Origin of the sequence: Nostoc sp. PCC 9305 (genome assembly GCF_963920915.1) — a bacterium.
GTDB lineage: Bacteria > Cyanobacteriota > Cyanobacteriia > Cyanobacteriales > Nostocaceae > Nostoc.
The window spans coordinates 1-10,519 of the sequence record NZ_CAWUDN010000172.1; the positions used below are offsets into that span (position 1 = coordinate 1).

Annotated in this window: 9 protein-coding genes; 2 read left to right on the top strand and 7 right to left on the bottom strand. The window is 44.8% G+C overall.

Features of this window, described 5'->3' with window-relative positions; genetic code table 11:
- Nucleotides 1–159: 159 nt before the first annotated feature.
- The 6 genes from argH to trmD all read right to left on the bottom strand — a co-directional run bounded on the left by argH (nt 160) and on the right by trmD (nt 5,935).
- A complete protein-coding gene (gene argH / locus ACM0OX_RS33815; protein ID WP_414519375.1) occupies nt 160–1,545 on the bottom strand; it encodes an argininosuccinate lyase in 1,386 nt (461 codons plus the stop codon).
- A gap of 103 nt (nt 1,546–1,648) precedes the next feature.
- Complete coding sequence (locus ACM0OX_RS33820) at nt 1,649–1,855, bottom strand: hypothetical protein (protein WP_414519377.1); 207 nt, start codon at nt 1,853–1,855, stop codon at nt 1,649–1,651.
- Nucleotides 1,856–1,961: 106 nt separating this feature from the next.
- The gene (larB, locus tag ACM0OX_RS33825) at nt 1,962–2,750 is read right to left on the bottom strand and encodes a nickel pincer cofactor biosynthesis protein LarB (protein WP_414519378.1); all 789 of its coding nucleotides are present in this window, start codon (nt 2,748–2,750) and stop codon (nt 1,962–1,964) included.
- A gap of 78 nt (nt 2,751–2,828) precedes the next feature.
- Nucleotides 2,829–4,610, bottom strand: coding sequence for an ABC transporter substrate-binding protein (locus tag ACM0OX_RS33830; RefSeq protein WP_414519380.1), 1,782 nt, complete (start codon nt 4,608–4,610; stop codon nt 2,829–2,831).
- A gap of 63 nt (nt 4,611–4,673) precedes the next feature.
- The gene (gene ispF / locus ACM0OX_RS33835; RefSeq protein ID WP_414519382.1) at nt 4,674–5,159 is read right to left on the bottom strand and encodes a 2-C-methyl-D-erythritol 2,4-cyclodiphosphate synthase; all 486 of its coding nucleotides are present in this window, start codon (nt 5,157–5,159) and stop codon (nt 4,674–4,676) included.
- A 41-nt stretch (nt 5,160–5,200) separates the two neighbouring features.
- On the bottom strand, nt 5,201–5,935 hold the full coding sequence (trmD, locus tag ACM0OX_RS33840) for a tRNA (guanosine(37)-N1)-methyltransferase TrmD (protein WP_414519384.1): 735 nt from the start codon (nt 5,933–5,935) through the stop codon (nt 5,201–5,203).
- A gap of 538 nt (nt 5,936–6,473) precedes the next feature.
- On the opposite strand from trmD, the gene ACM0OX_RS33845 reads away from it, so the two are divergent.
- Both ACM0OX_RS33845 and cphA read left to right on the top strand, forming a co-directional pair.
- Nucleotides 6,474–7,337, top strand: a complete 864-nt coding sequence (locus ACM0OX_RS33845; protein WP_179068376.1) for a cyanophycinase — start codon at nt 6,474–6,476, stop codon at nt 7,335–7,337.
- A 174-nt stretch (nt 7,338–7,511) separates the two neighbouring features.
- Nucleotides 7,512–10,217, top strand: coding sequence for a cyanophycin synthetase (gene cphA, locus ACM0OX_RS33850; protein WP_414519386.1), 2,706 nt, complete (start codon nt 7,512–7,514; stop codon nt 10,215–10,217).
- A gap of 45 nt (nt 10,218–10,262) precedes the next feature.
- On the opposite strand, the gene tatA is transcribed toward cphA, so the two are convergent.
- Nucleotides 10,263–10,436, bottom strand: coding sequence for a twin-arginine translocase TatA/TatE family subunit (gene tatA / locus ACM0OX_RS33855; protein WP_196527662.1), 174 nt, complete (start codon nt 10,434–10,436; stop codon nt 10,263–10,265).
- Between the last annotated feature and the right edge of the window lie 83 nt (nt 10,437–10,519).

Sequence of the window (10,519 nt, forward strand, 5' to 3'; positions counted from 1 at the left end):
TAAAGGTTAAAGGGTAAAGGTTAAAGGGTAAAGGTTAAAGGGTAAAGGTTAAAGGTTTTTTCTTTCCCCTTCCCCTTTTACCCTTAACCGACAAGTATTGAGGGAGAGATTTATTCCAAAACTCCCCTTGTCCCCCTTGTCTCCTTTTCCCCAATTTCTCTATTGAGCAATTTGAGCACGGGCGGCTATGAGTGCTTTGTTTACCTGTGCAAAGCCAGTGCCACCGTAACTGTTGCGGGCAGCAACAACTTGACGGGGGGATATCGCCTCATAAATATCTGCTGCAAATGCCGGATGTAGCTGTTGCCACTCTTCCAATTTCAAATCTTTTAGGAGTTTACCTGCGGCAATACTAGTTTTTACCACCTTACCCACAAGGTTGTAAGCTTCCCGAAAAGGAACGCCCCGTGCTGCTAGATAATCTGCTACATCGGTAGCATTAGAAAAATCTTCCGCCACAGCTGATGCTAACCGCTGAGTACGAAATTCTAAGCCTTCCCTGAGCAAAATCGTCATCGCTTCTAGAGACGCTTTGACTGTGTTAACGCTATCAAATAGACCTTCTTTATCTTCTTGTAAGTCTTTGTTATATGCCAGGGGTAGCCCCTTCATAATGACTAACATCGCCTGGAGATGACCGAATACACGTCCCGTCTTCCCCCGCACCAATTCTGGGACATCGGGGTTTTTCTTTTGGGGCATGATACTAGAACCCGTAGCACAGCTATCTTTGAGGGTGACAAAGCGAAATTCTTCAGATGACCAAAGAATGACTTCTTCTGCAAGGCGGCTGAGGTGAACCATAATCAAGCTAGCAGCACACAAAAATTCGATCGCAAAATCGCGATCGCTCACTCCATCGAGGCTGTTAGCATAAATATCGTCAAAATTCAAGAGTTTGGCTGTGTAGTGGCGATCGATAGGGAAAGTAGTTCCTGCTAAAGCACCACATCCCAAAGGTGAAATATTCACGCGGCGAGAAACATCTCCTAAGCGTTCCCAGTCACGTTGCGCCATTTGAAAGTATGCCAAGAGGTGATGAGCTAAACTCACGGGTTGGGCGCGTTGGAGGTGGGTATAACCAGGAATTAGAGTTTCAACGTGCTTTTCGGCTATATCCAGTAAAACACCTTGAAATTCTCGCAATTCGCTTTTGATTTGTTGGATTTGGTCGCGGAGATAGAGTCTGGTGTCCGTGCCAACTTGGTCATTACGCGATCGCGCTGTATGCACCTTTTTACCCACGTCGCCAACAATTTCTGTCAATCGGCCTTCAACTGCAAAATGTACATCTTCAGCATCGACACCGGGCTGAAATTTCCCCTGGCGATACTCTTGGCGAATTTGTTCTAAACCGACAACCAGTTGCTCTCCTTCTTGTGGGGAGATAATGCCTGTGTGAGCAAGCATTTTGGCATGAGCTTGAGAACCAGTCAGATCGTATTCGATTAATTCAATATCAAAACTTATACTGGCATTAAAACGAGCGATCGCTGGATGCAACGCTGATTCAAACCGCTGGCTCCAAGTTTCTTTTTTGGTCATAAATTATGAAAAGGTGGGCGATAGTTAAGAGTTAAGAGTGAGGAATTATGAGTTTTTGACTCCTAACTTCTCACTCCTCACTTTCAACTCCTAACTTTTAAATTTAACCGTAGCTAGTTAGATTCCGAATCATATAGCCAATGACTAAACCAATCAACAATGCCCACACTTGACCTGTTTGTATAAAGTGGCTCCAAGCTTTTTGGATCTGACCCATAACGTTTGGATCGGTGATTGTTTGTGCTAATGCTGTCAAATTTACAGGCAAATGCCAAAGAAACTGAGATGTCAAATCGCTGTAATTGCTCATCTTTGGTGATTAAGAAGTTAGGGGTGGCAAATTTCAGCATCAGTTTATTATTTACATTAATTACTGATATTTACTGAAATATTGGATGTAACTTCAATGTCTTAACTCAAGATGTAGCCGATGCCAACCGCAATTTCTCGGCAGTTCGCAAAATCTGTCCCGCCAAAACTGCTGCACCAAAACCATTATCGATATTTACTACGCCTACTCCCGCAGCACAAGAGTTAAGCATTGTCAATAAAGGTGCTAAACCACCAAAACTTGCGCCATAACCAATGCTGGTGGGTACGGCAATCACGGGACAACTTGCTAAACCTGCAACAACGCTGGGTAAAGCGCCTTCCATCCCCGCCACGACAATCAACACTGATGCTGACTCAATCAGGTGGCGGTTACTCAGCAAACGATGAATCCCAGCAACGCCAACATCCCAGAGACGCTGTACTTGAAAACCAGAAAGTTCCGCAGTGACAGCAGCTTCTTCAGCAACGGGTAAATCAGCAGTACCAGCAGAAAGAATACCAATTTCACCCGCAAATTGTGGTTCGATGGTAAGGGGAGCGATCGCACAAATTCGCGCCGATTCGTAATATCGCAAACCACTAACTTTTGATTCCAGTGCAGTATAAACTGCTGGTTCAATGCGAGTTGCCATTACCACCGGGTTGCGGAGGCGCATCACCTCCATAATTTGAGCAATTTGATCGGGTGTCTTACCAGGGCCCCAAATCACCTCTGGGAAACCAGTTCTTAGCTGGCGATGGTGGTCGATTTTGGCAAACTCACCCACCGATTCATAAGTTAAGTCTTTGAGTGAGTCTAATGCCGTATCTGGGGTAACTTTACCATTGGCAACCGCAACGAGTAGCGATCGCAAAGTTTTTTCATCAGTCATTGGTAATTAGCCCTTTGTTTTTTGTCATTTATTCAGTAGTCCAATAACTAATTTCCAATACCTCATAATGCCCCATGATTAATCCGTGATTTTAATTTCATGAATGTTCCAGAATGCGCCACCCAGTGCAGAGTATTGGATACCTTCAAAGCGATTACGTACTGCTGACATTGCTAAGGGATTAACTAGATAAATAAACGGTAAATTTTCTTGGGTAATCCTTTGGGTTTCGGCATAAATTTTTTTCCGCTTTGCTGGGTCTAATTCCCTTGCTCCTTGAATGTATAACTTAGCAATTTCTGCTTCCCAAGGAGCTACTTCCCAACCTTGCACTGGCTTTTGTCCAGCTTGAGGTTTCTGATTAAACATGTGTAATCCACCTTCGGGAGACCAGACATTAGCCCCATCATTTGGTTCTAAACCACCAGTCAGACCCAGCATAGAAACTTCCCAGTCTAATGAATTTGACAGCTTATCTGTGTAAGTATTCCACGCTAGAGGAGTGAAATCGACTTGAATACCAATTTTACTCAGGTCTTGTTTAATTTGCGAGCCAATTGCTTCGCGGATTTTGTTACCAGCATTGGTGAGTAATGAGAAGCGGACGCGGTTTCCTCGATCGTCAATTAGTTGGTTGTTGTTATATTTGAATCCTGCTTTTAGTAGCAGTTCCTTCGCCTTTTCTATATTGTAGTTATAAACTTTTAGACCTTCTTCTGGCGACAAATAATAAGGGCTTTGCACAGAAATTGGAGAATTTTGTGGTTTACCCAAGCCACGAAAAGTGTTGTTAATCATTGTTTGTCGGTCAATTGCATAGGCTACTGCCTGCCGAAATTCTACAGTATTAAACCAACGCGACTTGACTGGATCAACCAATGGTTTTCCATCCCTTTTACCTTTATTCAAATTGAACAAAATAAACGTTGTACCAGTTGCAGGGCCACCATTGAAAATTTTGAAATTTCCCCGATCTTCTTGCACCTTTAGCAAAGAAAAATAATCTGGTGAGACTCCCACAGTATCTAATCCACCAGAACGAAATTGCAGCAAGGATGTATCTGTCGATTCCACAATTTCCCAGATAATCCGTTCAATATAAGGCTGGGATTCTCCTTTTGGCCCTTTGCGCCAATAATAGGGGTTACGCCTGAAGACTACACGCTGACTGGTGTCGTAGCGCTCTAGCTTGTAAGGGCCGTTAACGATAATTTGATCTGGAGGAGTATCAACACCCCACTTTGACAAAAATATGGGTTTACCCTCTTGGTCTTTTGTCTTGATAAATGGTTCTAAGGTGTGAGCAGGTAAAATTGGCAGTCCTAGAGTTCCCAAAAATGGTGCAAATGGTTCTGGAGTTGTGAATTCAATCCGTTGAGCATCGATTTTTCGTACCTTTGGCAAAGCCCGACTTTCACCAATCCGTAACACATCTCTAGCATCTGCGGGAATCGCTTCGTTTAGGTAAATTTGGTTGAAGGTAAATATTACATCATCTGCTGTTAAAGGTTCTCCATCAGACCATTTCAATTCCTTACGCAAGGTAAAAACAAATCGCAATTTGTCATCAGAAATTTCCCAAGATTCTGCTAAAGAAGGCTCAATTTTGCCAGTTATGGGGTTTTCAGAAGTTAACCCTTCATAAATCAGAGGAAAAACATTCGGAGATTCCTGACTCAAAGGGTAGTTGAAGGTTTTGGGATCGCTGAGAATGGCACTTACCAATTGCGGTATTTGAGCAGCTGCACTTTTAAAGTTAGCAGGGTTGCAGGCGGTAAGTGTAAGTGCTGTTGCTGAAGTCAAAATTATTGGCAACCAAAAATATTTAATTGCCAGAAAAATTTGTCTAAAAAATTTCATAATTCCAAATTTATTTACATCCTAATCAGTCTTCAATATCTCGATTAGAGGCTAAAACAAAAGTTACTCTGAAACAACTAATAAGACAACAGCATAAGCACATATGCCTTCTTCACGCCCAACGGGGCCTAATTTTTCGTTAGTGGTAGCTTTGATGCCAATTTGATTTGGTTCTAATTCTAAAACAGCCGCTAGTTTGTCGCGCATGTTGTGAATATGTGGTTTTAATTTTGGACGTTCTGCTACTACCACCGAGTCAATATTTCCCACCTGCCAACCTCGATCGCGAATCAGTTGATTTACTTGAGTTAATAGTATTAGACTATCTGCTCCTGCCCATTTGGGATCGCTAGGCGGAAAATAATGACCAATATCCCCCAAGGATAATGCCCCAAGCATGGCATCCATAATCGCATGGGTCAGCACATCAGCGTCACTGTGCCCCAATAAACCGAATTCATGGGGAATTTTAATTCCACCTAAAATCAAAGCGCGATCGCTCACCAGTTGGTGAATATCGTAGCCGTTACCAATACGAATTTTAGTCATTTGTCATTAGTTATTAGTCATTGGTCAAGAGTTAGAAATTATTATTCTCTCCCTGCTCCCCTGCTCCCCTGCTCCCCCTGCTTCCCCTGCTCCCCCTGCTGCAATTTCTCCAAGAGATCGGGGCGGCGATCGCGGGTTTTTTGAATTTGTTGTTCGTAACGCCACTTTGCGATCGCTGCATGATTCCCACTGAGCAAGACATCAGGCACTTTCAAGCCGCGAAAATTCGCAGGGCGAGTATATTGGGGATAGTCCAATAACCCTTCCTCAAAACTTTCTGCTATGAGGGATTCAGTTTTGGCAACGGTTCCTGGGAGTAGCCGCACGACGCCATTAATCAAAGCCATTGCTGGAATTTCCCCACCAGTCAGAATAAAATCGCCCAAAGATACTTCACGAGTTACCAAATGTAGCACCCTCTCATCAACTCCTTCGTAATGCCCACAAATAACTACTAACTGGTCATAATTTGTCACCAATTCTTTCAAAAGAGGTTGATTAATTGTTTGACCCTGTGGACTCATCAAAATTACTTCTCTTCGGGGTAGCATCGGCAGCGACTCCACAGCGGTAAAAATAGGTTCTGGCTTCATTAGCATCCCAACACCACCGCCGTAGGGTTCATCATCTACTTTTCGGTGTTTGTCAGTGGTAAAGTCCCGTGGATTAATCAGATGCACTTCAGCAATCTGTTTGGCTAAGGCTTTACCTAGCAGCCCAGAATTGAGAACAGAGTTAAAACAGTCAGGAAAAAGCGTAACTATATCAAAGCGCACAGTTATTCGTATTCGAGGACACTAATCTTAAATTTGAATGTCTAGCAAACACCAGCAAGCCAAGGTCGGGTTAAACTCCAGTTAAACTTTATCAATAGTATCTAAAACTACCAGACCTCCTGGATTTTAGATGGGATCAAAAGTTTTTCTAATTACTTAATTTATGTTTAAATGTTGTCACAACTACATTTAAATTAATAATCATATCAAGTTAACAACTTCCAGGATGCATCGAGCCAGCCTCAGAAAAAAGCGTAGTCTTAACTGCTCTTCCCCAACACTAAAGGGGGAATATAGCCACTTAAAGACTATTTTGCCCTGCTACAAGTGGACAGGTGAAAAACAAGGCGCTGGCTTTGAGGAATGTGAACAAACACGTTTAGACTGAGGCAACGCGAGCGTTAAGCGAGAATTTGGAGAGTGGCTTTCCCCAGTTCCAAACTTCCAAAAAGTGTCCTCTCGAAGAAGCAAAGCGCAAAAATCATCAGGCAACTGAACCTTGTTAAATTCACCTGAAGTTGTTGACAGGAGAACCAAAATGCCGCAATTACAAGCTAAATCGCTAGAAATGAGGACACCCCAAGCAACTAAAACCGCCGTTCTGGTTATCGGAGGTGCAGAAGATAAAGTTCATGGGCGCGAAATCCTACGAACTTTTTTTGGACGTGCCGGTGCTAGTAAGGCTTATATTACAATTATTCCATCTGCCTCTCGCGAACCTGCCATCATTGGTGGTCGGTATATTCGCATTTTTGAAGAAATGGGTGCCCAGAAGGTAGAGATTTTAGACATCCGCGAACGAGAACAGTGTGAAGCCTCCCAGATCAAAGCATCCTTAGAAGCCTGTAGCGGGGTATTTTTGACAGGAGGAGACCAGCTGCGTCTTTGTGGTGTATTGGCAGATACGCCAGCAATGGAAATTATTCGTCAGCGGGTGAGGGCGGGGCAACTTACGTTAGCAGGCACCAGTGCAGGAGCGGCGGTGATGGGGCATCACATGATTGCTGGCGGCGGTAGTGGAGAGACGCCCAATCGTTCCCTAGTGGATATGGCAACGGGTTTGGGATTTATTCCGGAAGTAATCGTTGACCAACATTTTCACAACCGTAATCGGATGGGGCGACTGATTAGTGCGATCTCAGCTCATCCCGATCGCTTAGGTATTGGCATTGACGAAGATACTTGTGCTGTGTTTGAACGTGATGGTTGGCTACAAGTTATGGGCAAAGGCAGTGTCACCATTGTCGATCCCACCGAGCTGACCCATACCAACGAACCTCATGTCGGTGCTAATGAACCGTTAACCGTACATAATTTACGTCTCCATATCCTCAGCTACGGCGATCGCTTCCACTTGTACCAGCGGACTGTATTGCCTGCTGTACACCGAATCTCCAGCTGACGGGATAGAGTATCTGAGGTTACACTGAGTTGACCGCACATTTATTATTTCTTACCGTAGAAAAATGATAAGAATACCATGTAAAAAGAAAAAACTGTTTCTAACGAACAGTTTAGCGGTCAATTCCAGTAAGAAACTAGAATTTTGGTTCCGAATCTCCATCTACCTATTCCCATGAGAATCCTCAAGATCCAGACCTTACGCGGCCCAAACTATTGGAGCATTCGACGCCACAAACTGATCGTCATGCGCCTCGATTTAGAAACCCTTGGCGAGACGCCCTCGAATGAAATCCCTGGCTTTTATGAAGGATTAGTTGAGGCGCTGCCAAGTCTGGAGGGCCACTATTGTTCGCCTGGCTGTCGTGGTGGTTTTCTAATGCGAGTCAAAGAAGGCACTATGATTGGCCACATAGTGGAACACGTAGCCTTAGAACTCCAAGAATTAGCTGGTATGCATGTCGGCTTTGGTCGCACCCGCGAAACTGCCACACCCGGAATTTACCAAGTAGTAATCGAGTACCTGAATGAGGAAGCGGGGCGCTACGCTGGACGAGCCGCAGTACGGCTGTGCCAGAGTATCGTCGATCGAGGCCGTTATCCCAAGGCAGAATTAGAGCAAGATATCCAAGACCTGAAAGACTTCACCCGTGATGCTTCCTTAGGCCCTTCCACCGAAGCGATCGTCAAAGAAGCAGAAAAAAGGGGCATTCCCTGGATGTCGCTGGAAGCCCGCTTTTTGATTCAGCTAGGCTACGGCGTCAACCAGAAGCGGATGCAGGCCACAATGACTGATAACACCAGCATTCTGGGTGTAGAACTAGCTTGCGATAAAGAAGCCACTAAACGTATCCTCGCTGCTGCTGGTGCGCCAGTACCCAGAGGTACAGTAATCAACTTTTTAGACGACTTAGAGCAAGCTATTGAATTCGTTGGGGGCTATCCCATTGTCATCAAGCCACTAGATGGCAATCATGGACGTGGGATCACCATTGATATTAGAACTTGGGAAGAAGCTGAAGCCGGATATGAAGCTGCCAGACAAGTTTCCCGGTCAATTATTGTCGAGAGATATTACGTTGGACGCGACCACAGGGTACTAGTGGTAAATGGCAAAGTAGTAGCAGTAGCCGAACGCGTCCCGGCTCATGTCATTGGCAACGGCAGATCCACCATTGCCGAACTGATTGAGGAAACAAACCTTGACCCGAATCGCGGTGAAGGACATGATAACGTCCTGACCAAGATTGAACTAGACCGCACCAGCTACCAGTTGCTAGAAAGGCAAGGTTACACCCTAAATAGCGTGCCACCCAAGGGTACTATTTCTTATCTCAGAGCAACAGCTAACTTGAGTACAGGTGGTAGTGCTGTCGACCGTACCGATGAAATTCACCCAGAAAATCTTTGGTTGGCACAACGAGTAGTTAAGATTATCGGTTTAGATATCGCTGGACTTGATATCGTCACCACAGATATTAGCCGTCCTCTGCGGGAAGTGGATGGCGTGATTGTTGAAGTTAACGCCGCTCCTGGTTTTCGGATGCACGTTGCCCCAAGCGTGGGTATTCCCCGCAACGTCGCTGGTGCAGTGATGGATATGCTGTTTCCTAACGAGCAATCTAGCCAAATTCCCATCCTCAGCATCACGGGTACTAATGGCAAAACCACCACTACTCGACTACTAGCACATATTTATAAACAGACGGGAAAAGTAGTAGGTTATACTACCACTGATGGAACATATATCGGTGATTACTTAGTAGAATCTGGCGATAATACAGGCCCCCAAAGTGCCCACGTCATCCTCCAAGATCCCACAGTAGAAGTAGCAGTCCTGGAAACGGCTCGGGGTGGCATTCTCCGCTCTGGATTGGGCTTTGAAGCCGCAAATGTAGGGGTGGTATTGAATGTAGCATCCGACCACTTAGGAATCGGCGATATAGATACCATTGAGCAGTTAGCTAACCTCAAAAGTGTAGTAGCCGAAGCTGTATTCCCTGATGGCTATGCGGTACTTAACGCCGACGATCGCCGCGTCGCTGCTATGTCAGAAAAAACTAAGGCTAATATTGCTTACTTCACCATGAACCCCGATTCGGAATTAGTGCGGAAGCACATCCAAAAGGGTGGAGTAGCGGCAGTATATGAAAATGGCTATTTGTCAATTGTTAAAGGTGATTGGACACACCGCATAGAAAGAGCCGAAAATATACCTTTAACAATGGGCGGACGTGCGCCGTTTATGATTGCCAACGCTTTAGCGGCAAGTTTGGCAGCGTTTGTGCAAAACGTCACAATTGAGCAGATTCGTGCTGGTTTGAAGACCTTCCGGGCTTCAGTTAGCCAAACACCGGGACGAATGAATCTATTTAATTTAGGCAACTACCACGCTTTGGTGGACTATGCCCACAACGCAGCCAGTTACGAAGCGGTAGGTTCCTTTGTGCGGAACTGGACTACAGGACAACGGATTGGTGTAATTGGCGGGCCAGGCGATCGCCGCGACGAAGATTTTGTTACTTTGGGTAAATTAGCAGCACAAATTTTTGATTACATCATCATCAAAGAAGACGATGATACACGGGGACGACTACGGGGATCAGCCGCCCAGTTGATTATTCAAGGCATCACGGAAGTTAAACCTGATAGCCGCTATGAATCAATTCTGGATGAAACCCAAGCGATCAATAAAGGCTTAGACATGGCTCCTGATAACAGCCTGGTGGTAATTTTGCCAGAAAGCGTTACTCGCGCAATTAAGTTAATTAAGCTGCGTGGTTTAGCCAAGGAAGAGACACACCAACCAAATCCCGGCACAACTATCATCGATTCCCAAAATGGGATCGCACCTTCTTCTGTTGTTAATACCTTGCTGTAGTCAGGAGGAGTCAGTGCGCTGACTCTTGTATTCTGACTACTTTTATTATTGTTTTTCTTCTTCCTGATTGGTTTCCTCACTGGGAGTTTTCATCTCCTCCTTAAAACCTCGTAAGGTTTTGCCTAGTGCGGTTCCCAGTTCGGGAATTTTTTTTGGCCCAAAAATTAGAACGGCGACTATGGTAATTACAGCTATTTCTGGCCATCCCAGTCCAAACATATAAATTTCCTCTAAGGCATCTGTAATTAGTATCCGCTCAATAAGTTGCGGTAAGCAACAATTATTAGTGATTGTTGAATGAA

Coding starts and splice junctions, on each gene's coding strand:
- argH (WP_414519375.1), bottom strand. CDS start 1,545: ATGACCAAAAAAGAAACTTGGAGCCAGCGGTTTGAATCAGCGTTGCAT.
- ACM0OX_RS33830 (WP_414519380.1), bottom strand. CDS start 4,610: ATGAAATTTTTTAGACAAATTTTTCTGGCAATTAAATATTTTTGGTTG.
- ACM0OX_RS33845 (WP_179068376.1), top strand. CDS start 6,474: ATGCCGCAATTACAAGCTAAATCGCTAGAAATGAGGACACCCCAAGCA.
- ispF (WP_414519382.1), bottom strand. CDS start 5,159: ATGACTAAAATTCGTATTGGTAACGGCTACGATATTCACCAACTGGTG.
- larB (WP_414519378.1), bottom strand. CDS start 2,750: ATGACTGATGAAAAAACTTTGCGATCGCTACTCGTTGCGGTTGCCAAT.
- ACM0OX_RS33820 (WP_414519377.1), bottom strand. CDS start 1,855: ATGAGCAATTACAGCGATTTGACATCTCAGTTTCTTTGGCATTTGCCT.
- cphA (WP_414519386.1), top strand. CDS start 7,512: ATGAGAATCCTCAAGATCCAGACCTTACGCGGCCCAAACTATTGGAGC.
- tatA (WP_196527662.1), bottom strand. CDS start 10,436: ATGTTTGGACTGGGATGGCCAGAAATAGCTGTAATTACCATAGTCGCC.